23 protein-coding genes are annotated in these 26,929 nt (G+C 62.2%); 7 read left to right on the forward strand and 16 right to left on the reverse strand.

Going from position 1 to position 26,929, the window contains the following annotated elements; genetic code table 11:
- Positions 1 to 170 precede the first annotated feature (170 nt).
- The 6 genes from DZG07_RS23030 to cysG all read right to left on the reverse strand — a co-directional run bounded on the left by DZG07_RS23030 (position 171) and on the right by cysG (position 6,592).
- Positions 171 to 1,778 (reverse strand): GMC family oxidoreductase N-terminal domain-containing protein, encoded by a 1,608-nt coding sequence (locus tag DZG07_RS23030; protein ID WP_119821097.1) that lies wholly within the window; start codon positions 1,776 to 1,778, stop codon positions 171 to 173.
- Positions 1,779 to 1,875: 97 nt separating this feature from the next.
- Positions 1,876 to 2,406, reverse strand: coding sequence for a DUF934 domain-containing protein (locus DZG07_RS23035; protein WP_119821099.1), 531 nt, complete (start codon positions 2,404 to 2,406; stop codon positions 1,876 to 1,878).
- A gap of 11 nt (positions 2,407 to 2,417) precedes the next feature.
- Positions 2,418 to 3,158 (reverse strand): phosphoadenylyl-sulfate reductase, encoded by a 741-nt coding sequence (locus DZG07_RS23040; protein ID WP_119821100.1) that lies wholly within the window; start codon positions 3,156 to 3,158, stop codon positions 2,418 to 2,420.
- Positions 3,133 to 4,803 (reverse strand): nitrite/sulfite reductase, encoded by a 1,671-nt coding sequence (locus tag DZG07_RS23045; RefSeq protein ID WP_119821101.1) that lies wholly within the window; start codon positions 4,801 to 4,803, stop codon positions 3,133 to 3,135. Before DZG07_RS23045 ends, DZG07_RS23040 begins: the two co-directional genes overlap by 26 nt.
- 35 nt (positions 4,804 to 4,838) lie before the next feature.
- The gene (locus tag DZG07_RS23050) at positions 4,839 to 5,147 is read right to left on the reverse strand and encodes a DUF2849 domain-containing protein (RefSeq protein WP_091916512.1); all 309 of its coding nucleotides are present in this window, start codon (positions 5,145 to 5,147) and stop codon (positions 4,839 to 4,841) included.
- A complete protein-coding gene (gene cysG, locus DZG07_RS23055) occupies positions 5,144 to 6,592 on the reverse strand; it encodes a siroheme synthase CysG (RefSeq protein ID WP_119821102.1) in 1,449 nt (482 codons plus the stop codon). Before cysG ends, DZG07_RS23050 begins: the two co-directional genes overlap by 4 nt.
- A gap of 590 nt (positions 6,593 to 7,182) precedes the next feature.
- Between cysG and DZG07_RS23060 the strand changes: the two genes are divergently transcribed.
- The gene (locus tag DZG07_RS23060) at positions 7,183 to 9,093 is read left to right on the forward strand and encodes a cation:proton antiporter (protein ID WP_119821103.1); all 1,911 of its coding nucleotides are present in this window, start codon (positions 7,183 to 7,185) and stop codon (positions 9,091 to 9,093) included.
- 19 nt (positions 9,094 to 9,112) lie between these two features.
- Here the strand turns inward: DZG07_RS23060 and DZG07_RS23065 are convergent, their stop codons facing one another.
- From DZG07_RS23065 to DZG07_RS23085, 5 genes are all read right to left on the reverse strand, one after another.
- Positions 9,113 to 9,862 (reverse strand): SDR family oxidoreductase, encoded by a 750-nt coding sequence (locus DZG07_RS23065; RefSeq protein WP_091916508.1) that lies wholly within the window; start codon positions 9,860 to 9,862, stop codon positions 9,113 to 9,115.
- Between the two features lie 90 nt (positions 9,863 to 9,952).
- On the reverse strand, positions 9,953 to 12,205 hold the full coding sequence (locus DZG07_RS23070) for a transglycosylase domain-containing protein (protein WP_119821104.1): 2,253 nt from the start codon (positions 12,203 to 12,205) through the stop codon (positions 9,953 to 9,955).
- Between the two features lie 166 nt (positions 12,206 to 12,371).
- A complete protein-coding gene (locus tag DZG07_RS23075; RefSeq protein WP_119822003.1) occupies positions 12,372 to 12,821 on the reverse strand; it encodes a universal stress protein in 450 nt (149 codons plus the stop codon).
- Between the two features lie 130 nt (positions 12,822 to 12,951).
- On the reverse strand, positions 12,952 to 13,569 hold the full coding sequence (locus DZG07_RS23080; protein ID WP_119821106.1) for a ribonuclease D: 618 nt from the start codon (positions 13,567 to 13,569) through the stop codon (positions 12,952 to 12,954).
- A 16-nt stretch (positions 13,570 to 13,585) separates the two neighbouring features.
- A complete protein-coding gene (locus DZG07_RS23085) occupies positions 13,586 to 14,965 on the reverse strand; it encodes a M20/M25/M40 family metallo-hydrolase (RefSeq protein WP_119821108.1) in 1,380 nt (459 codons plus the stop codon).
- 397 nt (positions 14,966 to 15,362) lie between these two features.
- Here DZG07_RS23085 and polA point away from each other — a divergent pair, with 397 nt between their 5' ends.
- Positions 15,363 to 18,329 carry a DNA polymerase I gene (gene polA, locus DZG07_RS23090; protein WP_119821110.1) on the forward strand — a complete coding sequence of 989 codons (2,967 nt, stop codon included), beginning with the start codon at positions 15,363 to 15,365 and terminating at the stop codon, positions 18,327 to 18,329.
- 116 nt (positions 18,330 to 18,445) lie between these two features.
- Here the strand turns inward: polA and DZG07_RS23095 are convergent, their stop codons facing one another.
- Entirely contained in the window at positions 18,446 to 19,171 is a 726-nt protein-coding gene (locus DZG07_RS23095; protein WP_245429668.1) for an alpha/beta hydrolase, read from the reverse strand.
- A gap of 189 nt (positions 19,172 to 19,360) precedes the next feature.
- Here DZG07_RS23095 and DZG07_RS23100 point away from each other — a divergent pair, with 189 nt between their 5' ends.
- On the forward strand, positions 19,361 to 19,804 hold the full coding sequence (locus DZG07_RS23100; protein ID WP_119821114.1) for a MarR family transcriptional regulator: 444 nt from the start codon (positions 19,361 to 19,363) through the stop codon (positions 19,802 to 19,804).
- Between the two features lie 22 nt (positions 19,805 to 19,826).
- Here the strand turns inward: DZG07_RS23100 and DZG07_RS23105 are convergent, their stop codons facing one another.
- From DZG07_RS23105 to DZG07_RS23115, 4 genes are read right to left on the reverse strand one after another with little or no spacing between them, the layout of a single operon-like run.
- Positions 19,827 to 20,231 carry a Fur family transcriptional regulator gene (locus tag DZG07_RS23105; protein WP_091916618.1) on the reverse strand — a complete coding sequence of 135 codons (405 nt, stop codon included), beginning with the start codon at positions 20,229 to 20,231 and terminating at the stop codon, positions 19,827 to 19,829.
- A 58-nt stretch (positions 20,232 to 20,289) separates the two neighbouring features.
- Positions 20,290 to 20,472, reverse strand: a complete 183-nt coding sequence (locus DZG07_RS24070; RefSeq protein WP_133304793.1) for a hypothetical protein — start codon at positions 20,470 to 20,472, stop codon at positions 20,290 to 20,292.
- Complete coding sequence (locus DZG07_RS23110; RefSeq protein WP_091916493.1) at positions 20,427 to 21,599, reverse strand: Gfo/Idh/MocA family oxidoreductase; 1,173 nt, start codon at positions 21,597 to 21,599, stop codon at positions 20,427 to 20,429. The genes DZG07_RS24070 and DZG07_RS23110 overlap by 46 nt, the downstream gene beginning before the upstream one ends.
- A 46-nt stretch (positions 21,600 to 21,645) precedes the next feature.
- Positions 21,646 to 22,701 carry a sugar phosphate isomerase/epimerase gene (locus DZG07_RS23115; protein ID WP_091916492.1) on the reverse strand — a complete coding sequence of 352 codons (1,056 nt, stop codon included), beginning with the start codon at positions 22,699 to 22,701 and terminating at the stop codon, positions 21,646 to 21,648.
- A gap of 384 nt (positions 22,702 to 23,085) precedes the next feature.
- Here DZG07_RS23115 and DZG07_RS23125 point away from each other — a divergent pair, with 384 nt between their 5' ends.
- From DZG07_RS23125 to DZG07_RS23140, 4 genes are all read left to right on the forward strand, one after another.
- On the forward strand, positions 23,086 to 23,973 hold the full coding sequence (locus DZG07_RS23125) for a sugar phosphate isomerase/epimerase (RefSeq protein ID WP_091916489.1): 888 nt from the start codon (positions 23,086 to 23,088) through the stop codon (positions 23,971 to 23,973).
- Between the two features lie 63 nt (positions 23,974 to 24,036).
- On the forward strand, positions 24,037 to 25,206 hold the full coding sequence (locus DZG07_RS23130; protein WP_091916488.1) for a mandelate racemase/muconate lactonizing enzyme family protein: 1,170 nt from the start codon (positions 24,037 to 24,039) through the stop codon (positions 25,204 to 25,206).
- 2 nt (positions 25,207 to 25,208) lie between these two features.
- A complete protein-coding gene (locus tag DZG07_RS23135; RefSeq protein WP_091916487.1) occupies positions 25,209 to 25,925 on the forward strand; it encodes a FadR/GntR family transcriptional regulator in 717 nt (238 codons plus the stop codon).
- A gap of 3 nt (positions 25,926 to 25,928) precedes the next feature.
- Entirely contained in the window at positions 25,929 to 26,903 is a 975-nt protein-coding gene (locus DZG07_RS23140; RefSeq protein ID WP_119821116.1) for a hydroxyacid dehydrogenase, read from the forward strand.
- Positions 26,904 to 26,929 lie beyond the last annotated feature (26 nt).

Genomic DNA, 26,929 nt, shown 5'->3' on the forward strand with positions numbered 1-26,929 from the left:
GTGCCATCGATTTATTTCGTTGCTCGAAATAATGCAGGCATCTTAAGACGCGAGTGGCGAAAGGAAAAGCCCAAATCGCCAAACTGGTCGGACCAATATGCGAGAAAGTGGGCGATCCTTTTGCTCATTCGACCAAGGTGGCTGGAAGTAAACTCAGGTGGTAAGGCCAATCAGACGCCGGCCTTGATCATGTCTGCCGCTTTCTCGGCAATCATGATGGTCGGGGCATTGGTGTTGCCGCCGATGAGCGTCGGCATCACTGAGGCATCGACGACACGCAGGCCCTGGAGGCCGCGCACCCGCAATTGCGAATCGACCACCGCCATGTCGCCCTTGCCCATGCGGCACGTTCCGACCGGATGATAGATGGTGTCGGCACGGCTTCTGATCTGCTTCATCAGCTCCGCATCGTCATCGTTATCGCCCGCATGGAGCGGCCTGTGCCGGTATCGCGCGAGCGCAGGCGATCCGAGGATTTTCTGCATCATCCTGGTGCCCTTGAGGAGAAGCGCTGCATCGCGCTCATCCGATAGGAAACGCGGATCGATGCGCGGCGCGGCCGTTGGATCGACGCTGGCCAGCCCGACCTCACCGCGCGAATGCGGCCTGAGCACACAGACATGGCAGGAGAAACCAAAGCCGTAATGCAGCGTGCGGGCATGGTTTTCGACGAGCGCGACGACGAACTGCAATTGCAGGTCAGGCCGATCCAGTGAGGGATCCGACTTAAGGAATGCGCCGCCTTCGGCACCTGGAGAGGCGATCATGCCGGTTCCGTCACGACGCCATTGCAGCATGTGCCGGATAAAACTCACTGCGCCGCGAGGGCTCAAGCCGAGCATGTCGGTTTCCCGCGACCGCCAGCCGACGACAAAATCGAGATGGTCCTGAAGGTTCCTGCCGACGCCCGGCAATTCGTGGACCGTCTTAATGCCGTGAAGGGCGAGTTCGTTGGCCGGTCCGACACCGGACAGAAGCAGAAGCTGCGGCGAACCGAAGGCCCCGGCTGAAAGAATGACTTCCCGCCTTGCCGAGGCGACTTCCTCGCGGCCTTTGACGCGATAGCGAAGACCGGTGGCGCGCTTGCCGTCGAACACGATGCCGGTCGCATGGGCGTGCGTGATGACCGTGAGGTTGGGCCGGTCCATGGCCGGATGCAGATAGGCCGCCGCCGCCGAGCAGCGTTCGCCATTGCGGGCGCCACCGGCGAACTGCGTTACCTGAAAGACGCCCGCGCCCTCCTGCTCGGCACCATTGAAATCGTCATTGGTGCGAATCTGGTTCTCGGCGCAGGCTTCGATGAAGGCGCTGGTGATCGGGCGCGGCGAACGCTGATCCGACACTTTGAGCGGGCCGTCACCGCCATGCAAGGCATCGCCGCCACGCTCATTGCCCTCGGAGCGCCGGAAATAGGGAAGCACTTCGTCCCAGGACCAGCCGTCGCAGCCAAGCTCGGCCCATTCGTCGTAGTCGCGGCGATGCCCGCGAATGTAGAGCATGGCATTGATGGCACTTGAGCCGCCAAGCGCCTTGCCGCGCGGCTGATAGCCCTTGCGTCCGCCAAGCCCTTCCTGCGGCACGGTCTCGAATGCCCAGTTGTTGATCTTCGGCCTTCCGGGCAGCAGGGCAACGATGCCGGCAGGGGCGCGAACGAGAATGTCGTTGCCGGCACCACCTGCCTCGATGAGGCATACCTTGATCGACGGGTTTTCGCTCAATCGCGCCGCAAGCGTCGCGCCGGCGGAGCCGCCGCCGGCGATGACGTAGTCAAAGCCCATGGTGTTCTCCCTCGCATCCGGCGGATGTTTCCGTCCGGCGACGAAAGAGAATGCCTAATCATCAAGGTTGTAAAGACCGCGCAGGACTACCGCAGCGTCAGTTGGCAGGCACGCGCCGCCAGGAATATTTGGGGCCCTTTTCGGCCGGCTTTGCAGTCGGCTGGTAGTAAAGCGGGATGCCGCCCGTCTGCCCGGCTTCAAGCCGCGCGATCAAGGTCGGGTGCGACACCTCGAATTCATTGAAGCCAAGCCGCAGCATATGCGGCAGCTGGTCGATCAGCACCTGACCGGTGGCGCGGACAGCGCCTTCGAACTGATAGCGGCTTCTCAGCAGTTCGGCCTTGGAAAAGCTACGGCCATCGGTGAAGGCCGGAAAGGCCAGCGCCACCAGCGAAAGCTGGTCGAGCAGATCGACGATCGTCTCGACGGCATCACCGGGCTGCAGCAGCACGCCAAGGCGCTCCCTGGCCGATTTGCGCACTTCCGGATCGAGATCGAGAAAGACTTGAAGCGGCAGGATGAAACGGCCATTGCCTGACAGCGCTTCCGCACCTTCGGCATGGGTCCATTCTTCCTCGCGAAAGCCTTCAGGCGTCCACAGGCGCGTTTGCGCGTTGGTTTCGGTCATTCAGGCGGTTCCTAAAGCGAAGAATTGTTCAGCGTCTGGTCGAGGCCAGGCAAATGAATGCCACATTCGGTTTTTGCCTGTCCAGCCCAGCGGCCGCTACGTGCATCCTCGCCCGGCTTGACGGGCTGCGTGCAGGGAAAGCAGCCGATCGACAAATAGCCATAGGCGACGAGCGGGTTCTCGCGCAGCTTGTGGCTGCGCATGTAGTCGGCCAGATCGCCGGTGGTCCAGCGTGCAAGCGGGTTAATGCGGATGCGCGGGCCGACGGCCTCGAAGGCGGGCAGCGCCTGCCGGGTCGCCGCCTGGAACCGCTTTCGCCCGGTGAACCAGGCCCGGAAAGGCTCGACACCCCGCGCCATCGGCTCAACCTTGCGGATGGCGCAACAGGCCTCGGTGTCCGTCTGGTGAAGCAGCCCGGTAGGGTCATGACTGTCGAGCGCTGCCTGCTCCGGCGTGATGATGCGCACGTCGGTCAAGCCGAAGTCGGCAACCAGGGCGTCGCGATAGTCCAGCGTCTCGCCGAAATGCTTGCCTGTATCCAAGAAGATGATCGGAACGGTGCGGTCGACAGCGGCAATCATGTGCAGAAGCACTGCCGAATCCGCGCCAAACGACGACACCGCCGCAACGCCGCGCGCAAAATGGTCGATCACCGAATGCTCGATGATCTCCAGCGGGGTCAGTTCGCCATAGAGCCTTTCAAGCGAGGCAGCCGTGGCTTCCGCGTCAAGCGGCCTTGGCTTCGCTGCCATAGAGCGCCTCCTTGAACGGCGCGGCACCGACACGGCGATAGGCGTCGATGAACTTCTCAGTCCGGTCGTTCCGTATGCGCAGATAGGTGTCCACCACCGTTTCGATAGCGTCGGTGATCTCCTCCGGGCCGAAGCCACGGCCGACGATCTCGCCGATCGAGGTGTGCTCGTCACCCGAGCCGCCAAGCGTAACCTGATAGAGCTCCGCGCCCTTCTTCTCGACGCCGAGGATGCCGATATGGCCGACATGGTGATGGCCGCAGGCGTTGATGCAACCGGAAATCTTGAGCTTCAGCTCACCGATGTCGCGCTGGCGTTCCAGCGAGGCGAAGCGCCGCGAAATCTCCTGCGCGACCGGGATCGAACGGGCGTTGGCAAGCGCGCAATAGTCGAGGCCCGGGCACGCGATGATATCGGTGATAAGGTTCGAGTTGGCGGTCGCCAGATCGATCTCGACCAGCGCATCATAGACGGCCTTCAAGTCGGCGCGGGCGACATGCGGCAGGATCAGGTTCTGCTCATGGCTGACACGCAGTTCGTCGAAAGCATATTTTTCGGCGATGTCGGCAACGGCTTCCATCTGGCTGTCGGTCGCATCGCCCGGAGCTTCGCCGATACCTTTCAGCGAGATCGTGACGGCGGCATAATCCGGGTTCTTGTGGGTAAGCACGTTCTGATCGAGCCACTCGCCGAAGCTGCGGCTGTCGAGGCGCGCGGTCTTCACCGCCTCGTCGCCTTCCGGGCGCGCAACGAGCGCCGGCGGAGCGAAATAGGCCTCGATGGCGCGGACATCAGCTTCCGGCAGCTTGAGTTCGCCGTCCTTCAGCGCTTCCCACTCGGCCTCGACCTGGCGGGTCAGTTCCTCGACGCCGGTCTCGTGGACGAGGATTTTGATGCGCGCCTTGTATTTGTTGTCGCGGCGGCCGTTGAGGTTGTAAACGCGCAGGATCGCGGTCGTGTAGGACAGCAGATGCTCTTCCGGCAGGAAGTCGCGGATCTTCTTGGCGATCATCGGCGTGCGGCCCTGCCCGCCACCGACATAGACGGCAAAGCCGAGTTCGCCCTTCTCGTTCTTCTTCAGATGCAGGCCGATGTCGTGCACTTGGATGGCGGCGCGATCACGCTCGGCGCCCGTCACCGCAATCTTGAACTTGCGCGGCAGATAAGAAAACTCAGGATGCACCGAGGACCATTGGCGCAGGATTTCCGCATAGGGGCGCGGATCGGCGACCTCGTCGGCGGCAGCGGCGGCGAAGTGGTCGGCCGTCACATTGCGAATGCAGTTGCCCGAGGTCTGGATCGCATGCATCTCCACGCTTGCGAGATCGGCAAGGATCGCCGGCATGTCGGACAGAGCCGGCCAGTTGTACTGGATGTTCTGGCGCGTGGTGAAGTGGCCGTAGCCCTTGTCATATTTGCGCGCGATGTGAGCCAGCATGCGCAGCTGGCGCGAATTCAGCGTACCGTAAGGGATCGCCACGCGCAGCATATAGGCGTGGAGCTGGAGATAGACGCCGTTCATCAGCCGCAGCGGCCGGAACTGATCCTCGGTGATCTCACCAGCCAGACGCCGCTCCACCTGGTCGGTGAACTCGGCGACCCGGGCTTTTACGAAATCGTGGTCGAACTCGTCGTAGCGATACATCGTCTTCGTCTTTCAGGGCCCGTCGGCCCGTTCCATCATGCCGCGCGGGAAACCGCCGGGCGTGCCTGCTTGCCAAGATCGTTGCGGTTTGTCGGGCCGGCGGCCCTGATCTGCTCGCGCAGGCGTGTCGGGCGGATTTCGCCGTCGATCAACTGCACGTCGATGAGATTGACATCGACCACCTCATTGTTGGCGAGGCCGGCATGACCGATGGCTTCAAGCCTCTCCTCGCCCGCCTTGTCGCTGGCGATCTCGGAATGATCGATCGTCTCGGCCCAGCGATGGTCGGTCGAGAACCACACGGCCTCGCCGTCGGTGAGGCGATTTGCGGTGAGTATCTTCATGCTACGGTCTCCCCGGTTCTTGCGGCCGCGCCGATATGGCGCTGGGCGGCGAGCGGTTCAGATTTCTCGAAATTGGCGCCAGCAACGGCATCGCCGATGATGGTCATGACCGGCCCGGTCAGATCGGTGCGATCTTCCAGTGACGGCAGATCGGCCAGCGTGCCGTGAAATTTGCGGCGGCTGGTGAGGCTGGCATTTTCCACCACGGCAACGGCGGTGTCGGGCGAAAGCCCGGCGGCGATCAGGCGCGATGCAACATCGGCAGCGACCGAACGGCCCATATAGACGGCGACGGTCGCACCGGAGATCGCAAGCTTCGCCCAATCCGGCAGGGACTTGCCCTTGAGATCGTGACCGGTGGTGAAGACCATCGACGAGGTGACACCGCGCAGCGTCAGCGGCAGTTCGAAATCGGCGGCGGCGGCAAAGGCGGCGGTGACGCCCGGAACGACCTCATAGGAGATTCCGGCGTCGCGCAGGGCCTGCATCTCCTCGCCGGCGCGGCCGAACACAAGCGGATCGCCGGACTTCAGCCGCACGACGCGTTTGCCCTCACGGCCGAGACTGACCAGCAGATCGTTGATCTCGGCCTGCGACTTGGAATGGCAGCCCTTGCGCTTGCCGACCGGCAGGCGCTCGGCGTCACGGCGGCCCATGGCGACCACAGCTTCCGGAACCAGCGCGTCGTAGACGATGACGTCGGCTTCCATCAGGTGGCGATGCGCGCGCAGCGTCAGCAAATCTTCAGCGCCGGGGCCGGCGCCGACCAGGGCGATATGGCCTTCGATTGGCTCCTGACGGCGGAGCAGCGCGGAGGCAACCTCTCGCGCTTCTTCAGGCTGTCCGTTTTCGAGAGCGCGCGCAGGTGCGCCGGAAAAGAACTCATTCCAGAAACGGCGGCGCGGACTGCCCTTCGGCAGGAATTTTTCTGCGCCCTCGCGAAACGAAGCTGCCAGCACCGCCAGCGAACCAAGCGAGGGCGACAGCATGCGGTCGATCTTCGAGCGCACCATCTGGGCAAGCACAGGCCCGGCGCCTTCCGTGCCGATCGCCACCGCAAGCGGTGCGCGGTTGACAAGAGCGGGTGTGAAGAAATCGCAAAGCTCCGGGCGGTCGACGGCATTGACCGGGATGCCAAAACGACGCGCGTCATCGGAAATCAGCCGGTCCTGATCGGCATCGCCCGTGGCGGCGAAGACAAGAACCGCGCCGTCGAGATAAGCAGGATCGTAGAGCGCGTTTATGTGCCCGGCATTGTTGGCGGCTGTCCAGTCGGCCAGCTCTGGCTCGACATGATCCGAAACGATCACCAGCCTGGCGCTCGACTGGCCTAGCAAGCGCGCCTTGGCCAGCGCCTCGTCACCGCCGCCGACGATGACCACAGCTTCGCCCTCGACCCGCATGAAAACGGGGAACGCGTTGAGCTTGGCAGACGGCTGCGACATGGTGAGCGGGGTTCCTGAATTGTGCCTTAGATATTTAGCGCTCAGGCCCGAAATTCAGAAGGAATGCACTCGCGCGGCCATTCGACAGAAGCAATCTCTTTTCTGCCAACCTGCAGATCGAAAGAAAAATAATCCTCATCTTTCGGGCGGCATCACCGGCGGCGAAGACTTTGCTGCACGGCAAGCTTCGTGCTCACACCGCGGTCTTCTCCGTCGGATATTGGAAAATCAATCTTGAGTGCTCGATTTTCCGGAAGATTTTTTCCAAGGGGACCACGCCAGAAGGCACTGGATCTGACGTACCTCCGCCAACAAATGAAATGGCTACATTCTAAATTCTACCTTTTTTATAGAATTTAGAGAGCCGTCGCGACGGTGTGGTTGGTTCTTCGAACCGCTCCAAGATTCCAACATGCTTTTCACCCCAGCGCAGCTTGTCCTTCATTTTCATCGAAAAGTTGGATTTCAAAGAAGATTCATGGACTTGTGGGGTTGCGAGAAAGGCACCCACTCACCCATATTGAAATCGGAGCGGCTTTCGCCGGTCCGATCCCATTTTGTTTAGTTTTTTGGAAGGCGACCCCCGAACAATGCCGCATGACACGCCCCTCATCGCAACTATCGTCGCCGGTCTGGGGCTGGCTTTTGTTTTCGGCGCATTGGCAAATCGATTTCGCATCCCACCGCTGGTCGGCTACCTGATCGCGGGCGTACTGGTTGGCCCGAACACACCCGGCTTCGTCGCCGACCAGAGCCTGGCACTGGAACTCGCCGAGATCGGCGTCATCCTGCTGATGTTCGGCGTCGGCCTGCATTTTTCGCTGAAAGACCTTCTCTCTGTCCGCGCCATCGCCGTGCCCGGCGCAATCGTGCAGATTGCTTTCGCAACAGCACTCGGCGCGGCACTCTCGTGGCTGATGGGCTGGACACTCGGCGCCGGGCTTGTCTTCGGTCTGGCGCTATCTGTCGCCAGTACCGTCGTTCTGCTGCGTGCGCTGCAGGAACGGCGCATGATCGAGACGGAGCGCGGGCGCATCGCCGTCGGCTGGCTCATCGTCGAGGATCTGGCGATGGTGCTGGCGCTAGTGTTGCTGCCAGCACTTGCGGGCGTGCTGGGCGGGCAGGAACAGGCGGCTGAACACGCCAGCAGCCTTCTCTCATTGCAGTTCGATCTCGGGCTGTGGGGCGTGGTCGGTGTGACACTGGCCAAGGTTGCGGCCTTCGTGCTGGTCATGGTCATCGTCGGACGCCGGGTCATTCCCTGGATCCTGCATTACGTCGCCCATACCGGCTCGCGCGAACTGTTCCGGCTAGCGGTGCTGGCCATCGCGCTGGGTGTTGCCTTCGGTGCCGCAAAGCTGTTCGGCGTCTCGCTGGCGCTCGGCGCGTTCTTCGCCGGCATGATCATGAGCGAATCCGAACTCAGCCATCAGGCAGCCGAAGAGTCGCTGCCGCTGCGCGACGCGTTCTCGGTGCTGTTCTTCGTCTCGGTCGGCATGCTGTTCGACCCGGCCAGCCTGATCGAGAACACCTGGCCCATTCTGGCGACGCTGTTCATCATCGTCATCGGCAAGTCGGTGGCCGCCTACCTCATCGTCATCGCTTTCGGCTATCCGATCGCAACGGCGCTCATAATCTCGGCAAGCCTGGCGCAGATAGGCGAGTTCTCCTTCATCCTTGCCGAACTCGGCGTCGGGCTGGACCTCCTGCCTGAGCAAGGACGAGACCTGATCCTGGCCGGCGCGATCCTGTCCATCGTGCTGAACCCGCTGGTCTTTGCCGGCGTGGAAAGACTGAAACCCTGGCTCGAAAAACGTTCCGGCAAGACTCCAGCTGCACCTGAAACCAAGCCGATTGGTCCGGCGACGGAACCCGGTGTCGTTGCCACTGCTGCGCCAGTTTCAGCCAAGGCGGATGCGGACCTGCCGCCCGCAACCAAGCTTACTGACCATACGATCCTGATCGGCTACGGCCGTGTCGGCAGCCTTGTCGGCAAATCCCTGAAGGAGGCGGGCCTGCCGTTCCTCGTCATCGAGGATGCGGACAAGACATTGGCCAAGCTCCACGCCGAGGGCATCGAAACCGTTGCAGGCAATGCCGCAAACAGCAACGTCTTCGCTTCGGCCAATGCCGCTGGTGCAACACGGCTGATCCTGGCCATTCCCAACGCTTTCGAAGCGGGTCAGATCATCCTGCGCGCTCGCGCTGCAAATCCGGAAATCCGGATCATCTCGCGCGCGCACTCCGACGCCGAGGTCGATCATCTGACCGGATTGGGTGCCGATGTCGTCATCATGGGCGAGCGCGAGGTCGCGCGCGGCATCGTCGAGCAGGTCGTGAAGGACTCGACCAAGGACGATCCGCGCCCGCCGCTCGCCGGGCCGTTGACGTCGGATAGTCCTTTGACCGAGTTGAAAGGTTTTAAGCCGAGCGACGACGCCAAAACGGATGAAATCCAGACCGGCGAAGAGCCGGTTGCCGAGGACAAGCCGAAGGATTAATTGCGGTTAGCGATGGCGGTCAGACGTGCTGGCCGCCATTGATGTGGATTTCCGAACCGGTCACGTAGGACGCCTGGGTCGAGCACAGGAAGAAGATGATGTCGGCGATTTCCGATGTCGAGCCGAGCCGGCGCAACGGGATCGTCTCGACGATCTTCTCGGTGCCGGGCGACAGGATCGCCGTGTCGATTTCGCCCGGTGCGATGGCATTGACGCGAATGCCGTGCGGGCCGAAGTCGTGCGCCATCTCACGCGTCAGCGAGCCAAGCGCGGCCTTCGACGTGGCGTAGGACGTTCCCGCGAAGGGGTGCACGCGTGTACCGGCGATCGAGGTGACATTGACGATCGAACCCTTGGCCGCCGCCAATTCCCTAAACAGGCCGCGCGCCAACATGATTGGCGCGAAGAAATTCACCTGAAAGACATCGCGCCAGACATGCATCGGCGTGTCGATGGAGTTCATGCGGCTGCCGTCTTTCAGCTTGGGCGAGATACCGGCATTGTTGACCAGCGCATGAAGCTGCCCACCATGGGCCTCGAGCCGGTGGCGGATTTCGGATACGGCAATGCCAACGTCTTCCTGGTCGGCGAGGTCAACCTTGATGTGGTCTTCAGGCCCAGCCGGCCATGGACAATCCTCGGCAAAGGCCTGGCGCGAACAGGTGATGACGCGCCAGCCCTCGCGGGAAAAGCGCTTGACGGTGGCATGCCCAATCCCGCGGCTGGCGCCGGTGAGAACGATCGTCTTTCGTGTATCGGCTACAGCCATTGCGTGATCTCCAAGCCCGCTATGTAATGGATGAAGATCGCGCTGGCCAGCGGCGACGTGGCCGCAGGGCAGACGAATAATCGGCGAAGATCAGTTACCCATGATCACGTCGAGGATCGACGTCTGCCGCCTGACCACCGGCCCACCCACGTCAGCCTGCGGAACAGGTCGGCGGCCGATCGAAGCGGTCGGCGGTTCCTGCGGCATGGGTACGAAGCCTGTGTCGCCATCGGCAGCACCGACATCATCCATGGGAAGGTTCCGGCTGACGGGCGAAGGCGCCGGCGCAGCCGCCGGATGGTCTGGCTCCTCGACGCTCGCCATCGGCACGGAACCAGGTTCTGCCTGTGGCACGGATTTCCATGTTCCCGGCAGCGGCGCGACAGGCACACCCTCATGCGCGGCCACCATGAATTCGTGCCATGCCTGAGCGGGCAGCGCACCGCCGGTCACCTTCTTCATCGGCTTGCCGTCGTCATTGCCGAACCACACGCCGGTCGTCAGGTTGGCGGTGTAGCCGACGAACCAGGCATCGCGCGAGTTCTGGCTGGTTCCGGTCTTGCCGGCAGACGGCCAGTTGAAGGCAGCCTTTTTGGCGGTGCCGACCTCGACCGTTCCGGTCATCATCGAATTCATCATGCCAACGATTTCGGGGCGAACGACGCGCGGTGCGTTGCCGCCGGCGCCTTCGTAAAGCACTTCGCCGGCAGTCGTGGTGATGCGCTGGATGAAATGGACCTCGGGCTTGTAACCGCCATTGGCAAAGGGCACATAGGCGGCCGTCAGTTCCAGCGGCGTGACCTCGGAAGTGCCGAGCGCGATCGAGGTGTTCGCCTGAAGCTGCGATTCGATGCCCATGCGATGGGCGACTTCGATCACCGCATCAGGTCCGACTTCCATGGTCAGCTGGGCGGCAACCGAATTCAGCGATTTCGCCAGCGCGGTTGCCAGCGTGACGCGGCCAAAATATTTGCCGTTGTAATTATCGGGCTTCCATTTGCCGATGCTGATCGGCGCATCGTTGCGGATGCTGTCGGGCGTGCGGCCTGCCTCAAGGGCGGCCAGATAGACGAACGGCTTGAAGGCCGAGCCGGGCTGACGGCGCGCTTCTGCGGCACGGTCGAACTGGCTGTTGGCATAGTCGTAGCCGCCGACCATCGCACGCACCGCACCTGAGTTGTCGATCGACACAAGTGCGCCCTGGCTGACGCTCAGCTTCTCGCCGTTCTCGTCGATCAGGCGGCGGATGGATTTCTCCGCGAGATCCTGCAAGGTCAGGTCGATCGTGGAATCGACAATGATATCCGAGCGCACCTCGCCGATGAGGTTCGGCAGTTCTTCCATGATGCGGTCGGCGACATAATGTTCGGAACCGGTCCAGTAGGATGCGGCGCGGGTTGCCGGCGCGCTCATCGCGGTCGCCAGTTCCTTCTCGCCGATCATGTTTTCGTCACGCATGGCGGCCAGCACCAGCTGTGCCCGCGCCTCGGCGGCCTTGGGATCACGCGCCGGCGAAAGCCGGGACGGCGCCTTCAGCAGGCCGGCAAGCAGTGCCGCTTCCGACAAGGTCACGTCGCGAGCCGACTTGCCGAAGTAGCGCCGAGATGCAGCTTCCACGCCATAGGCGCCCGAGCCGAAATAGACCCGGTTGAGATACATTTCGAGGATCTGGTCCTTGGTATGCTTCTGCTCCAGCCACAGCGCCAGGAGCACCTCCTGCACCTTGCGCTCGATGGTGCGGTCAGGCTTGAGGAACAGGTTCTTGGCAAGCTGCTGCGTCAGCGTCGAGCCGCCTTGCGAAAAGCGGCCGCTGGTGAGGTTGCCCAGCAGCGCACGGCCAAGGCCCATCGGGTCTATGCCGAAATGCGAGTAAAAGCGGCGATCCTCGATCGCCATCACCGCCTGCGGAATATAGGGCGACATTTCATGCAGGCCGACCGCTTCGCCGCCGGTCATGCCTCGGTTGGCGAGCAGTTTGCCGTCGACGGAGACGATCTTCACATTGGGTGGGCGATCCGGAATGGCCCATGTCGTGGCGCTCGGCATCTGCGCGCCGTAGTAGACGACGATGCCGGCAGCGGCGATACCACCCCACAGCGCCAGCACGAAGCACCAGTAGACTGCGCGCGTCAGCCCGCCAAAAAATCCGCGCCTCGGCTTTTTCCGGCTGCGACGCGACGGCTGGCCCCTCTCCGCCTTCTCAGCCTTGCGCTTTGCGGCTGGCTGCTTCTTGGCTGAGGGCATGACACGGTCATCTTCGCTGACGGAGAAACCGCCCGAAGCCTTGTGCTCGGCGGGTCCGTCAAAAGTCGGTTCGATGCGTGTCGTCGTTCTTTTCGCCATGCCGTCCGCTGCTGCCCATTCCCCAATTGCGCGTGGGCTTCGAGTGAACAGTAAATGCGGCGATTTAAGGAGGGATTAAGCGGCTTTCCCGGAAGTCCTTGAATAAGCAGCTTGTTGCGGCATTGCGTCTGCCGCAACCTGCTCGTCTGCCTGTGCTGCCAGTGGTTTATCGCACGACCAGAACCGGAACGGTGCTGTGAGTCAGAACCTCGGAGGTCTGGCTGCCAAGCAGCAGGCGGCCGATGCCGCGGCGGCCGTGTGACGCCATGACGATGAGGTCATTGCCGCGCTCCTTGGCGATCGCGACGATGGCGTCGGCCGGGGTGCTGTCGTCGACATGCAGGACTTCAGCCTTCACGCCTGCCTTATCGGCAGCAGCCTTGGCGGCTGAAAGAACTTTCTGGGCGAATTCCTTGCTGCCGTTCTTGTAGCTTTCCACATCGGCCGGGCTGCCGACCCAGCCGAATTCGCCGGCCATGCCGTAAACCGGAAAGGGTTCGGTCACGGTGATGATCGTGACCTTGCTGCCGAGACTTTTCGCCAGCGCGAGGCCATGCCCGAGACCCTTCTGCGCCAGTTCGGAACCATCGGTGGCGATGAGGATGTGCTTGTACATTTCGGCGTCCCTTTCTGCTTCGGCATTGCTGAGATGACTCAACGAAAACAAGCCATCTTTGATCCTGTCAGTACCTACATGGGAACGGATGGAAGGCCGGTCATTATGCCAAGCCGGGCTGGAAGCCGGTTCAGCTGTGGGCGAAAATATCGTCTTCGGGCCAGCCGAGAAGATCGAGCTTGGCCCGCGTCGGCAGGAATTTGAAGCAGGCATCCGCCTCGCTGGTACGGTTCTCGCGGGCAAGCCGGCCAACCAGAACATCACGCAGCCGGTGCAGATAGAGAACGTCCGAAGCTGCATATTCCAGCTGCTCGGGCGACAGTGTCTCCGCAGCCCAATCCGAAGATTGCTGCGCTTTCGACAGGCTGACGCCGAGCAGCTCGTTGCAAATGTCCTTCAACCCATGCCGGTCGGTATAGGTGCGGGTCAGGCGCGAGGCGATCTTGGTGCAGAATACCGGCTCGGGCATGACGCCGAACGCATGATAGAGGACGGCCAGGTCGAAGCGGCCGAAGTGGAACAGCTTCGTGATCTTGTCGTCACCCAGCAGCTTGACCAGATTGGGGGCCGTTTTCTGGCCCTGCGCGATCTGGATAACGTCGGCCGTACCGTCGCCCGGCGATATCTGCACGACGCAGAGCCGATCGCGATGCGGGTTCAGGCCAAGCGTCTCGGTGTCGATGGCGACGGCGTCGACATTGTAGTTCGAAAGGTCCGGCAGATCGTTCTTGTGAAAGCGGATGGTCATTGCGTTTGCCCCGGAATTAGCGTGTCAGCGCGTCGAGAATGCGCGCCCAGGAGCGCTGCCCCTTGTGGAATGACGACAGGTCGTATTTTTCGTTCGGCGAGTGGATGCGGTCGTCGACCAGCGCGAAGCCGGCCAGCAGCGATTCCATGCCGAGGAATGTCTGGAAATCACCGACGATCGGGATCGAGCCACCCATCGCAAGCATGACCGCAGGCTTCGGCCATTCGTCGGACAGCGCCTGCTTGGCCTTGATGAGAAACGGCGAGTCATAGGAAAGCTGGATCGCAGGCGAGCCGCCATGCTCGTGGAACTCGACAGAACAATCGGCCGGAATACGAGCGCGCACGAAATCGCGGAAAGCGGCGCGTATCTTGACCGGGTCCTGCTTGTGGACGAGGCGGAACGACACCTTCGCGGAGGCCTCGGCGGCGATGACCGTCTTGAAACCCTTGCCAGTATAGCCGCCATTGATGCCGTTGAATTCGGCGGTCGGACGCGCCCAGGTGAGTTCCAGCACCGAGCGTCCCTTTTCACCCGACGGAATGGACAGGCCGACCACGCCGAGGAAATTTTCATCCGTTTCGCCAAGCGCTTCCCATGACTTCAGTATCTGCGACGGTGTCTCCTCGACGCCATCGTAGAAACCGGGGATGGTGACGCGGCCGATGTCGTCATGCATGTCGGCCAGCACCCTGGCCAGGATGCGGACGGGATTTGCGGCAGCTCCGCCGAATTCGCCGGAATGCAAATCGCGGTCGGCGGCATGGATGGTAATCTCTTCACCCACCAGGCCGCGCAGGCCGACGCAGATGGCCGGCGTATCCCGGTCCCACATGCCGGTGTCGCAGACCATGGCGAAATCCGCCTTCAGCTCGGCAGCGTTGGCTTCGAGGAAGGGCTTCAGCGACGGCGAGCCGGATTCTTCCTCGCCTTCGAACAGGATCGTCACCTTGCAAGGCAGCTTGCCATGCACCTGCTTGTAGGCGCGGCAGGCTTCGACAAAGAGCATCAACTGGCCCTTGTCGTCCGAAGACCCACGCCCGGTGATGACCTTGCGGCCGGGTTCTATTTCTTTCAGCGCCGGATCGAACGGGTCATTTTCCCACAGGTTCAGCGGATCGACGGGCTGAACGTCGTAGTGACCGTAAAACAATACGTGAGGACCTTCCCCATCGTGATGCGCGACGACCATCGGGTGGCCGGGTGTGTCGCGAACGCTCGCCTCGAAGCCGATCGACTTCAGGTCTTCGACCAGCCATTCCGCAGCCTTGCGGCAATCGGCCTTGAAGGCCGGATCAGTCGAGATCGACTTGATGCGCAGAAGCTCGAACAGGCGTTCGATACTCTGGTCGAGATTGGCGTCGAGTTTGTCGAGGACGGGTGTGAGAGCGGACATTGGGGAAGCCTTTCGAATCTGCGGCGCCACCCTAAAGCCCCGGCGAAAAAAGGAAACCCCGGCAATGTTGGACCAGACGCCGGGCGTGGCACAAAAAAATGCCGCCGTGGCTGGAGGGGACCACGGCGGCGGTACTTTCAAAAGGGGGCGGCAGCCCGGAGAGGGGGATTAGGCTGCCGCTTGGTCCGGTCTAGGCGGGGGACGGGCCTTAATCCGGACTCGGCTATGATGCCGATGAGTGTCATTTGGATATGCGAACGTGGCGATTCAAGGGCACGAAAATTACAGTTTTGTAACAAACGCGTGAGCGGCATTTCTGTCAGGTATCGGCAAGACAAGCCCGGCCCTTGCCTGTTTGCAATGGACAGTTTCGGACCTCCGCGTTAGGGCTTACGCCATGAAAAAAGGCGATCACCTCTTCCTTGTCGACGGCTCCGGCTACATCTTCCGCGCGTACCATGCGCTGCCCCCGCTGAACCGCAAGTCGGACGGGCTGCCGACGGGCGCGGTTCTCGGCTTCTGCAACATGGTCTGGAAGCTGATGCAGGATTCGCGAAATACCGATGTCGGCATCACGCCGACGCATTTCGCCGTCATCTTCGACTATTCCTCAAAGACCTTCCGCAACGACCTCTATCCCGAATACAAGGCCAATCGCTCCGCCCCGCCGGAAGATCTGATCCCGCAATTCGGGCTCATTCGCGAGGCAACGCGTGCCTTCGACCTGCCCTGTATCGAGATGGAAGGTTTTGAGGCCGACGACCTGATTGCCACCTATGCGCGGCTGGCCCGCGAGGCCGGCGGCGACGCCACCATCATCTCGTCGGACAAGGACCTGATGCAGCTCGTCGGCCCGAGCGTCGGCATGTACGACCCGATGAAGGACCGCCAGATCGGCGTTCCCGAGGTCATCGAGAAATGGGGCGTGCCGCCGGAAAAGATGATCGACCTGCAGGCGCTGACCGGCGATTCCGTCGACAATGTGCCGGGCGTGCCGGGCATCGGCCCGAAGACCGCCGCGCAGCTTCTGGAACAGTTCGGCGACCTCGACACGCTTCTGGCGCGTGCTTCCGAAATCAAGCAGGACAAGCGGCGCCAGTCGATTATCGACAACGCCGACAAGGCCCGCATCTCACGCGATCTGGTGACGTTGAAGATTGACGTGCCGGTCAAGGAAGGGCTGGATGATTTTGTTCTCCAGCCGCCAAATGGACCAAGGCTGATCGGCTTCCTCAAGGCGATGGAATTCTCGACGCTGACCCGCCGTGTCGCCGAAGCGACCAGCACCGAGGCTGCGGAAGTGGATGCTACAGCACTCGTGATCGAGCGCGCCGACACAGCCCATGGACCGGATGTCGGATTTCCGTCCGCGCCTGCCACCAGACCGTCGGCGGCAGGGGCTTCCGGGGACGGCGGCGCAGAGCCTGCCGGAGGACCGAACGAGGCCAAGAAGGATGGCACCACGCCGTCGTTGCTCTCGGCTCTTCGCGCCGAGGCTGCCGTTGCCGAGAAGATCAATACCGATGCCTATACCTGCATCCTCGATCTGCCGACATTGCAGGCCTGGGTTGCTGAGGCCAAAGAGGCCGGCCTCGTTGCCTTCGATACGGAGACGACCTCCCTAGACCCGATGCAGGCGGAGCTGATCGGCTTCTCGCTGGCGACGGCCCCGGGCCGGGCTGCCTATGTGCCGCTCGGCCACAAGAGCGGGCGCGGCGATCTGCTTGGCGGCGGGCTGCTGGAAGGGCAAATCCCCGTCCGCGATGCTCTTGCAGCACTCAAGCCGCTGCTGGAGGACAAGTCCGTCCTGAAGATCGCGCAGAATCTGAAATACGATCTCGTGGTGATGAACCGGCACGGGATCGACGTCGTTTCCTATGACGACACCATGCTGATCTCCTACGTGCTCGACGCCGGCACGACTGGCGGCCACGGCATGGATGACCTGTCCGAAAAGTGGCTCGGCCACAAGACGCTGAAGTTCAAGGATATCGCAGGCTCCGGCAAGCGTTTCGTAGGCTTCGATCAAGCCGATCTCAAGCAGGCCACTGCCTATGCGGCCGAGGATGCCGATGTCACGCTGCGGCTCTGGCGGGTGCTGAAGCCACGCCTTGCCGCCAAGGGCCTTGCGTCCGTCTATGAGCGGCTGGAACGGCCGCTCGTGCCGGTGCTGGCCCAGATGGAGCAGCGTGGCATTTCCGTCGACCGCCAGATTCTGTCCCGGCTGTCGGGCGAACTGGCCCAGGGCGCCGGACGGCTGGAAGACGAGATTTTCCAGCTCGCCGGCAGCCGCTTCACCATCGGCTCGCCCAAGCAGCTCGGCGACATCTTGTTCGGCCGCATGGGACTACCGGGTGGCTCCAAGACCAAGACCGGCCAGTGGTCTACCTCGGCGCAGGTGCTGGAAGAACTGGCAGCCGAAGGCCACGAACTGCCGCGCAAGATCGTTGACTGGCGTCAGCTCACCAAGCTGAAGTCGACTTATACCGACGCCCTGCCCGGCTACATCCACCCCGAGACAAAGCGCGTTCATACGTCATACGCGCTGGCCGCCACGTCCACCGGGCGGCTGTCGTCGTCGGAACCGAACCTGCAGAACATTCCTATCCGCACCGCGGAAGGCCGCAAGATCCGCACCGCCTTCATCGCCGACAAGGGCAACAAGCTGGTCTCGGCCGACTACAGCCAGATCGAGCTGCGCGTGCTCGCCCACATGGCCGACATTCCGCAATTGCGGCAGGCCTTTGCCGACGGCATCGACATTCATGCGATGACGGCTTCGGAAATGTTCAGCGTGCCGGTCGAAGGTATGCCCTCGGACGTGCGCCGCCGCGCCAAGGCGATCAATTTCGGCATCATCTACGGCATTTCGGCCTTTGGCCTCGCCAACCAGCTTTCGATCCCGCGCGAAGAAGCCAGCGATTACATCAAGCGCTATTTCGAGCGCTTCCCCGGCATTCGGGATTACATGGACAGCACCAAGGCTTTTGCCCGCGAGAACGGCTATGTCGAGACGATCTTCGGCCGGCGCGCCCATTATCCGGAAATCCGCTCATCCAACCCGCAGCACCGCGCCTTCAACGAGCGCGCGGCAATCAACGCGCCGATCCAAGGATCGGCCGCCGACATCATCCGTCGCGCCATGGTGCGAATGGACGGGGCGCTGACGGAAGCCAAGCTTTCGGCACGCATGCTGTTGCAGGTGCATGACGAACTGATCTTCGAGACGCCCGAAGGCGAAGTCGAGGCGACGCTGCCGGTGGTGCGCTCGGTGATGGAAAATGCGGCCATGCCGGCGGTGTCGCTGAAGGTGCCGCTGCAGGTCGACGCGCGCGCTGCTCATAATTGGGACGAGGCGCACTAGGCCTCCGCCGACGCGCGGCTTTTTCCCTGCTGGTCTTGGTCACCGGGCCTTCGCTGGTCCCGACAAGAAAATACCGGAGCGTCCGGGACGCTCCGGTATCATAACGCCCCCGTCCTTCACTTGGCGTTCGCTGCCTGCTCGATGAGGGCGGCGACGGCCTGCGGATTGGAAACGTAGACAGCGTGGCTGCCGGCCGTTTCCACGACAGTCGATCCGGCGCGTTCAGCCATCATGCGCTGGGCGGGCGGCGGGATCATGTGGTCGTCCGATGCAACGAGGTAGAAGCTCGGCTTGGTCTTCCAGGCAGGCTCGGTGACAGCGCCAGCCAGAGCTTCGACGCCCCAGGGAACCTGCGAATCGGCCATGAAAGCTGCGGTGGCTGCATCGACGTCGGCCGCGAAGGATTCTGCGAACTTGGCCTTGTCGAGGAACAGGAAGCCATCAACCGGCGGCAGGATCGGGGGCACGGGTGCGCCGGCAGGCGGATTGGCGATCAGGGACGACACGGACTCACCTTTGTCGGGTGCGAATGCTGCGATGTAGACGACGGCCTTCACCTTCTCGTCGGTGCCGGCTTCGCTGACGACGACACCGCCATAGGAATGACCGACCAGGACAACGGGACCATCCTGCTGGGCAATCGTCCGCTTGGTGACGGCGACGTCATCGGCAAGCGAGGTGGTCGGGTTCTGGACGATGCTGACATTGTAGCCGTTCTTCTTCAGGATGTTGTAGACGCCTTGCCAGCCGGAGCCATCGACGAAGCCGCCGTGGACAAGAACGATGTTCTTGGCGCCGACAGGTGCGGCGTGAGCGGGGGTGAGTGCGGTTGCGGCGGCCATTGCGAGGGTGGCGGCGGCAATCAGGGTGTTGGTCATTTGGGCATCTCCTCTTGGGTTATTCGCGATAATCATTATCGCGATAATCATGTTGTACACCCCACCCTAGGCCTTGTAAAGCACTTTCTTTATCGCGATATCATTTTTTGTGGTAAGGGTTATCCACCCTACCGAATCAAGGAGACTTCGACCATGACCGACGCCCCGACATTGCCGCTCGACAGCCAGCTCTGTTTTTCGATCTATTCAGCGTCGATCGCCATCCACCGCGTCTACAAGCCGATGCTCGATGATCTCGGCGTTACCTATACGCAGTATATCGTGCTGAGCACGCTTTGGGAGAGGGACGGCCTGACCATCTCGGCAATTGCCGACAGGCTGGCGCTCGAGCCAAGCACCATCACGCCCGCTGTGAAGCGACTGGAGAGCGCCGGGTTTGTGACACGCCAGCGCAGCACTACTGATGAACGTCAGGTCCAGGTCCATCTGAGCCCGAAAGGCGCCGAGCTTCATGCAAAGACCGGCTGCCTGACGGAAACGCTGTTGCGCCGCTCCGGATTCACCGTGTCGGAGATGATCGATCTCAATCGCAAGGTCCAGTTGCTGCGCGACGGTATGACCACTGCGGAGGTTTGATTGCGCTACAGCAGCCGGAACCCTAAGCCGCGATCGCCGCGCATTTGGCGCAGGTGCCGCGAAACTCGATGACGGCCTTCTTGGCGGCAAAGCCAGTTGAGCCGACCCATTGGTCGAGCTGCTTGCCGACAACCTCGTCGGAAAATTCCGACACCTGTCCGCATTTGTCGCAGATGGCGAAGGCGATCATGCGGTGGCTGTGGTCGTGCGGCTCGGCGCAGGCGACAAAGGCGTTCATGCTTTCGAGCCGATGGACGAAGCCGGCATTCATCAAGCCATCGAGCGCACGATAGACCTGCAAGGGCGCGCGAAAACCCTGCTCGCGCAGGAGATCCAGCAAAGTGTAGGCGCTGAGCGGCCCGGTCGACGCCTCGAGTTTTTCGAGCACGCGCAACTGGTTCTTCGTCAGCGTATCCCTTGCCGCCATGATGGTGCCTTCAATCCGTTTGCCTTGCCTGGTATCTTCGCCTGAAACGCCGGCAATGTCATTCATCAGACATCAAATAGCGATCGGCCACGGATTTTGCCACTGCTTCGGTGAGCAGGGCGACCGTGATGAACCCCACATCACGAAAAACGGCGGCGGGATCGCTCCCGCCACCGCCTGTTGGTCCGTGCTCAGCTACAGCTTTGTCCAGGCCGCGTTTTTCTTCGACGATTTCACGCAAGCCTCGACGAAGGCAACGCCTTCCACGCCGTCCTGCACCGTCGGGTAGACGACATCCTTCGCCGGCTTGCCGTTCTTCTTGCGCGCGGCGCGAATGGCGCGGGCGGCTTCGGCATATATGGTGGCAAAGCCTTCGAGATAACCTTCGGGATGGCCGGGCGGCACGCGGCTGACGCGGGCCGCAGCAGGGCCGGCCCCGGCGCCACCGCGCGTAATCAGCCGCTTCGGCTCGCCGAAGGGCGTGAACCAGAGATAGTTGGGATCGGCCTGCACCCATTCGATGCCGCCCTTGGTGCCGTAGACGCGCAGCTTCAGCCCGTTCTCGTTGCCGGGCGCGACCTGGCTCGCCCAGATCATGCCTTTCGCACCGCTCTTGAAGCGCAGCATGACATGGGCGTTGTCGTCGAGCACGCGTCCCTTCACGAAAGCATCGAGATCGGCTGACAGGCTGTCGAGTTCCAGCCCGGTGACGAAGCGGGCGAGGTTGTAGGCATGGGTGCCGATATCGCCGGTAGAGCCGCCGACGCCGGACTGTTTCGGGTCGACCCGCCAAGCAGCCTGCTTGGAGCCCGTGTCCTCCGCCTTTTCGGTCAGCCAGTCCTGCGGATACTCGGCCTGCACCACGCGTATATCACCAAGCTGGCCCTTCTGGATCATCTCGCGGGCCTGCCGGATCATCGGGTAGCCGGTGTAATTGTGGGTCAGCACGAAAACCTTGCCGGACTTTTCGACCAATGCTGCAAGCTTTTTTGCATCAGCCAGTGTCGAGGTTAGCGGCTTGTCACAGATGACATGGATGCCGGCTTCGAGGAACGCCTTCGCGGCCGGATAGTGCATATGGTTCGGCGTGACGATCGCGACTGCCTCGATGCCGTCCGGGCGCTTGGCCTCAGCCTTGGCCATTTCCAGGAACGAGCCATAATTCCGCTCGGGATCGAGGCCGAGTTCGGCGCCAGATGCCTTTGCTCTCTCGGGGTTGGACGATAGCGCGCCGGCAACCAGCACGAACTCGCCATCGATGCGCGCCGCGATACGGTGCACGCCGCCGATGAAGGCGCCCTGCCCGCCACCGACCATGCCGTAGCGGATCGGTCCTGAGCTTGATTCAATCTTTGTGCCGCTGACCATATTGTTCTCCCTGACTGGTACGACGCCTCCTTGAAGGGGCCGGCGCTCAAATGCCCATCATTGCCCGCAGCAGTTTCTTGTCGGTCGCTCCGCCGGCGAAATCGTCGAACGCCTTTTCCGTAACGCGGATGATGTGGTGGTCGATGAATGGGGCACCTTCGGCAGCTCCCACTTCCGGGTGCTTCAGGCAGCATTCCCACTCCAGAACCGCCCAGCTGTCATAATTATAAGCGGCGAGTTTGGAGAAGATGCCGCCGAAATCGACCTGGCCATCGCCCAGCGAGCGGAAGCGCCCGGCACGGCCGACCCAGCCCTGATAGCCGGAATAGACGCCCTGGCGGCCGTCCGGGTTGAACTCGGCGTCCTTCACATGAAACGCCTTGATGCGCTCGTGATAGATGTCGATGAAGGCGAGGTAATCGAGCTGCTGCAGCAGGAAATGCGAGGGATCGTAGTTGATGTTGCAGCGCTTGTGGCCGCCGACCGCGTCGAGGAACATCTCGAAGGTCGCACCGTCGAAGACATCCTCGCCCGGGTGGATCTCGTAGCAGAGATCGACACCCGCATCCTCATAGGCGTCGAGAATCGGTTTCCAGCGCTTGCCCAACTCGCCGAAGGCTTCCTCGATCAGGCCGGCGGGACGCTGCGGCCACGGATAAAGATAGGGGAAAGCCAGCGCACCGGTGAATGAAACGCTCGCCTTGAGGCCTAGGTTCTTCGAAGCCTTGGCCCCGAACTTCATTTGCTCGACCGCCCATTTCTGGCGCGCCTTGGGATTGTTGTGGACCGTTGCCGGAGCGAAGCCGTCGAACTGGCTGTCGTAAGCCGGGTGCACCGCCACGAGTTGGCCTTGCAGATGCGTCGACAGTTCGGTGATCTCGACGCCCGCCTCGGCGCAGGTGCCTTTCACTTCGTCGCAATATGTCTTGGATGATGCCGCCTTCTTGAGGTCGAACAGCCGTCCGTCCCAAGTCGGTATCTGCACGCCCTTGTAGCCGAGACCGGCAGCCCACTCGGCAATGCTCTTCAGCGAATTGAACGGTGCCGCATCTCCCGCAAACTGCGCCAGAAATATCCCCGGGCCTTTCAATGTGGTGGCCATCTTGTTCTCCCTCTCCTCAACCGCGCAACGTTTCCACAGCCGCAGGTTACATCAAACCATTGGTCAGTTCGCGCAAATGTCTTCGTCTATCAACAGCCTCTCTGGTAATACCAAATTGAATTTTTCGGTCAAGCCGGACGTTCAATGCCGTCAAGCCTTCCATTTTTCCGCGATCCGAAATTATATCTTTTTGTATCAGCATGTTAGTTTAAATCCAACTTGATTTTCTTCGCCGTCTTGCGAGCTTTTTGGAAATCGTCTAGTAATCCCTTCATACCCAATTGGTCGAACCAGTTTGCAAAACTGCGCAGCCTTGTGGGGAGGAGAAGTTGTTTCGCCTTTCGGCGGGGCTGATTGCAGGCGAATGTTTGAAAAGGAACGATCATGCATCTTTCGACGCATAACTGGATGCGCGCCGAGCCGCTGGCCAAGACGCTCGCGCGGATCAAGAAATACGGTTACGAGAGCATCGAAATCTCCGGCGAGCCGACGCAGTACGACGTCAAGGAAACACGCGCCCTGCTCAAGGAGCATGGCATACGCTGCTGGGGTGCGGTGACGCTGACGCTTGGCGAGCGCAATCTCGCTGCGAAAGACGAAGGCCAGCGCGCGCGTTCGGTCGATTACGTCAAGAGCGTCATCACCATGGTCAGCGAACTCGACGGCGAGATCATCACGCTGGTGCCGGCGACGGTCGGCAAGGTGGTGCCGGACGGCACCGAGGAAGAGGAGTGGAAATGGGTGGTGGACGCCACCCGCGAGTGCTTTGCCCATGCGCAGAAGAAGGGCGTGCGGATCGCGGTGGAACCGCTGAACCGCTTCGAGACCTATTTTTTCAACCGTGCGGCGCAGGCATTGGCGCTGGCCGACGCAGTCAGCCCGGAATGCGGCGTATGCCTCGATGCTTTCCACCTCAATATCGAGGAAGAGAACATGTATGACGCCATCCGGCTCGCCGGAAAGCGTCTGTTCGACTTCCACGTCGCCGACAACAACCGCTTCGCTGCCGGTCTCGGCCAGCTCGACTGGCCGAAGATCATCGGCACGCTGAAAGAGATCGGCTATGACGGCGCCGTCACCAACGAGTTCGTCGCGCCCGTCGACCGCACGCCGGCCAACAAATACCCGACGATGGTGGAGCGCAATCCGGTCGACATTCCGCCGGAGCAGCTCAAATTCATCCAGGATCACGGCTCGAGCCTTCTGACCGAAGACTTCTATGCCGACCAGATGCGCATTACGGCGGAAACCATTCTGCCGCTGATCAAGTAGGACGCCGGCAGTCCGGCATTTGAGCCCTTTCGCCCAGACATGGCGGAAGGGCTGGGGAGAATTATGCGCATAAAGCACGTACAGGCATGGTGGGTCCGCATACCCATCGCAGCAGATCGCCAGCACCGCAGCGATTTCGGGCAGGTTCAAACCTTCGACGCCGCGATCCTGCGCATCGAGACCGACGACGGTCTCGTCGGCTGGGGCGAAGGCAAGAACGCCGCCGGCAGCGCCGGCACCTATGGCGCTCTCGTTCATCTGCTCAACCATGAAATCGGGCCGCAGTTGATCGGCCGCGAGGCCGGCGACATCGGCGTGATCTGGGAGATGCTCTACAACGGCGTGCGGCACGAGTCCGCCGCTGCATCGGGCCACGCCATGCCGCAGCTGGCGCGGCGCGGCCTGTCCATCGCCGCCATCAGCGCCGTCGACATCGCGCTGTGGGACATTCTGGGCAAGTCGCTCGGCAAGCCGGTGTGGCAATTGCTTGGCGGGCGCAAGCTGGAGCGCATGCCCGCTTATGCCTCCGGCGGCTGGGCAAATGCCGAGGCGATCGGCGACCAGCTCAAATCCTATATCGACCGGGGCGGGTTCAAGGCGGTGAAGATGCGCGTCGGCGCCATGGACGGCGCGCCGCATATTTCGGCAGCGCGCGTGCGTGCGGCGCGCAAGGCGTTGGGCCCCGATGTCGAGATCATGGTCGATGCGCATGGCACCTACACGGTGGCCGAAGCGAAGCGCTTCATCAACCTGGTTTCGGACTGCGACCTCGCCTGGTTCGAGGAGCCGGTGATCGCCGACGACAAGCAGGGCATGGCCGAGGTTCGCGCGGCAGGCTGCGTGCCGATCGCGACCGGCGAAAGCGAGGCGACGCGCTATGCCTTCCGCGATCTCGCCGTGCTCAAATCGGCCGATATCTTCCAGCCCGATCCCGCCTTTTGCGGCGGCATCAGCGAGGCGATGAAGATCGGCACGATCGCCAGCGCCTTCAACCTGCGCTTCGCGCCGCATTTGTGGGCGGGAGCGCCCTGCTTCTTTGCCGGGCTTCATGTCTGCGCCGCCTCGCCCGCCAGCTTCACCATCGAATATTCGCTTGGTGCAAATCCGATGATCCATGACCTGATCGAGGAGACGGTCGAGGCCAGGGACGGTATGATCACCATCCCCGATTCTCCCGGTCTGGGGTTCACGGTCTCCGAACGGTTCCTGGAGGCCCACGCACAGAGCAGCTGAAGATGAAAGAAAAGAACCTGCTGGCGGACCTCGCCTCCTACCTGTTCTCCTGCTCCAACGCAGAGAGCGGGCGCACGCCCTCGGAGCGCGAGCTGGCCGAGCATTTTGCCGTCAGCCGCGGCCAGATACGGGAATCGCTGGCGATTCTGGAAGCGATGCGCATCGTCGAACGGCGCGCGAAATCCGGCATCTACCTGACGACGCGGCAGGCAAGTGTGGAGGCAATGGCGCTGTTTGCCAAGGCCGGCGTGCCGCTCGATCCGATCCAGATCTACGAGACGGTGGAACTGCGCAAGATCCATGAGATCAAGGCGGCCGAACTCGCCTGTTCGCGCGCCTCCGAGGAAAACTACGAGCGGCTGCGTGAAATCCTCAGGGATTCCGAAGAGCGGCTTGGCGCCGGCGAACCGCTGGGCAAGCTCGACCGCGATTTCCATCTCGAAATCGTGCGGGCGACCCAGAACAGCGTTTTCCACAAGATCTGCAGCGTCTACTATCTGATGGGCGAAGAGCGCCTGCCGATCTATTTCAGCGACCCCGAACGCGGCCGCCGCTCGCATGCCGAGCACATCCAGATCTATGAGGCGCTGCTGCGCCGCGACGGCAACCTTGCCCAGGCATTGATGAGCGCGCATCTGCAAGGCGCCGAGAGCTACTGGAAAGACCTGATCGGCGGCGTCGATGGCGCGGAAGGCGAGCGAAAGCCGGAGCAGGCCTGATCCATGGCGGTCATCTTTTCCACCCACGCCCTGCATCCGAAGGCAACCGCAATGCTTGCCGGGCATGGCGATCTGGTCATCGCCTCGGCGCTGGATGATGCGACTTTGGTGCGTGAAGCGGAAAATGCCGACATCGTCATCGTGCGCGCGCCGCTGCCCGCTGCCCTTTTTGCGAACGCACCAAAGCTGCGCGCGGCCATCCGCCATGGCGCCGGGCTCGACATGATCCCGGTCGACGCCGCGACGCAGGCCGGCGTGCTGGTCGCCAATGTGCCAGGCGTCAATGCCCGCTCGGTTGCCGAGCACGTCATCTTCGCGACGCTGGCGCTGCTGCGCCGCTTCCGTATCGTAGATGCCGACCTGCGCGCGCAAGGCTGGCTTGCCGGGCGCGAACACGCCAATTTCGCCGGCGAACTTGCGGGCCGCACGATGGGCATCATCGGCATGGGCAATATCGGGCGGGCGGTCTTTTCCATCGCCCGCGACGGCTTCGGGATCGACGTGATCGCCAACAGCCGCAGTCCGAAAAGCCTGCCGGAAGGAGCGCGTTTCGCCACCGTCGACCAGCTTGTCGAGGAGAGCGACATTGTCGTGCTCTGCTGCCCGCTGACGCCCGAGACGACGGGACTGTTGAGCCGCGAGCGCATCGGCCGCATGAAGCCGGGAGCGCTTCTGGTCAACGTCTCGCGCGGACCGGTGGTCGATGACGACGCACTGATCAAGGCGCTGCGCAACAGTGCCATCGGCGGCGTTGCGCTCGATGTTTTCTCGACCCAGCCGCTGCCACCGGACCATCCCTATTTTTCGTTCCCGAATGTGATCGTCACGCCGCATATGGCCGGCATCACCGAAGAGAGCATGCAGCGCATGGGCACCGGCGCGGCGTCCGAGGCAATCCGTGTGCTTGGCGGCGAGCTGCCGGTCAATCTGCGCAACCCGGAGGTGGTAGAGCATTATCGGCAGCGGTTTGCGGGGTGAGGTTTTCCCTCCCCCTTGAGGGGAGG

The organism is Mesorhizobium sp. DCY119 (genome assembly GCF_003590645.1).
Classification (GTDB): Bacteria; Pseudomonadota; Alphaproteobacteria; order Rhizobiales; family Rhizobiaceae; genus Mesorhizobium_M.

Excerpts from the sequence above, each read along its gene's own strand:
- DZG07_RS23030 (WP_119821097.1), bottom strand. The coding sequence starts at position 1,778 with ATGGGCTTTGACTACGTCATCGCCGGCGGCGGCTCCGCCGGCGCGACG.
- DZG07_RS23035 (WP_119821099.1), bottom strand. The coding sequence starts at position 2,406 with ATGACCGAAACCAACGCGCAAACGCGCCTGTGGACGCCTGAAGGCTTT.
- DZG07_RS23040 (WP_119821100.1), bottom strand. The coding sequence starts at position 3,158 with ATGGCAGCGAAGCCAAGGCCGCTTGACGCGGAAGCCACGGCTGCCTCG.
- DZG07_RS23045 (WP_119821101.1), bottom strand. The coding sequence starts at position 4,803 with ATGTATCGCTACGACGAGTTCGACCACGATTTCGTAAAAGCCCGGGTC.
- DZG07_RS23050 (WP_091916512.1), bottom strand. The coding sequence starts at position 5,147 with ATGAAGATACTCACCGCAAATCGCCTCACCGACGGCGAGGCCGTGTGG.
- cysG (WP_119821102.1), bottom strand. The coding sequence starts at position 6,592 with ATGTCGCAGCCGTCTGCCAAGCTCAACGCGTTCCCCGTTTTCATGCGG.
- DZG07_RS23060 (WP_119821103.1), top strand. The coding sequence starts at position 7,183 with ATGCCGCATGACACGCCCCTCATCGCAACTATCGTCGCCGGTCTGGGG.
- DZG07_RS23065 (WP_091916508.1), bottom strand. The coding sequence starts at position 9,862 with ATGGCTGTAGCCGATACACGAAAGACGATCGTTCTCACCGGCGCCAGC.
- DZG07_RS23070 (WP_119821104.1), bottom strand. The coding sequence starts at position 12,205 with ATGGCGAAAAGAACGACGACACGCATCGAACCGACTTTTGACGGACCC.
- DZG07_RS23075 (WP_119822003.1), bottom strand. The coding sequence starts at position 12,821 with ATGTACAAGCACATCCTCATCGCCACCGATGGTTCCGAACTGGCGCAG.
- DZG07_RS23080 (WP_119821106.1), bottom strand. The coding sequence starts at position 13,569 with ATGACCATCCGCTTTCACAAGAACGATCTGCCGGACCTTTCGAACTAC.
- DZG07_RS23085 (WP_119821108.1), bottom strand. The coding sequence starts at position 14,965 with ATGTCCGCTCTCACACCCGTCCTCGACAAACTCGACGCCAATCTCGAC.
- polA (WP_119821110.1), top strand. The coding sequence starts at position 15,363 with ATGAAAAAAGGCGATCACCTCTTCCTTGTCGACGGCTCCGGCTACATC.
- DZG07_RS23095 (WP_245429668.1), bottom strand. The coding sequence starts at position 19,171 with ATGGCCGCCGCAACCGCACTCACCCCCGCTCACGCCGCACCTGTCGGC.
- DZG07_RS23100 (WP_119821114.1), top strand. The coding sequence starts at position 19,361 with ATGACCGACGCCCCGACATTGCCGCTCGACAGCCAGCTCTGTTTTTCG.
- DZG07_RS23105 (WP_091916618.1), bottom strand. The coding sequence starts at position 20,231 with ATGGCGGCAAGGGATACGCTGACGAAGAACCAGTTGCGCGTGCTCGAA.
- DZG07_RS23110 (WP_091916493.1), bottom strand. The coding sequence starts at position 21,599 with ATGGTCAGCGGCACAAAGATTGAATCAAGCTCAGGACCGATCCGCTAC.
- DZG07_RS23115 (WP_091916492.1), bottom strand. The coding sequence starts at position 22,701 with ATGGCCACCACATTGAAAGGCCCGGGGATATTTCTGGCGCAGTTTGCG.
- DZG07_RS23125 (WP_091916489.1), top strand. The coding sequence starts at position 23,086 with ATGCATCTTTCGACGCATAACTGGATGCGCGCCGAGCCGCTGGCCAAG.
- DZG07_RS23130 (WP_091916488.1), top strand. The coding sequence starts at position 24,037 with ATGCGCATAAAGCACGTACAGGCATGGTGGGTCCGCATACCCATCGCA.
- DZG07_RS23135 (WP_091916487.1), top strand. The coding sequence starts at position 25,209 with ATGAAAGAAAAGAACCTGCTGGCGGACCTCGCCTCCTACCTGTTCTCC.
- DZG07_RS23140 (WP_119821116.1), top strand. The coding sequence starts at position 25,929 with ATGGCGGTCATCTTTTCCACCCACGCCCTGCATCCGAAGGCAACCGCA.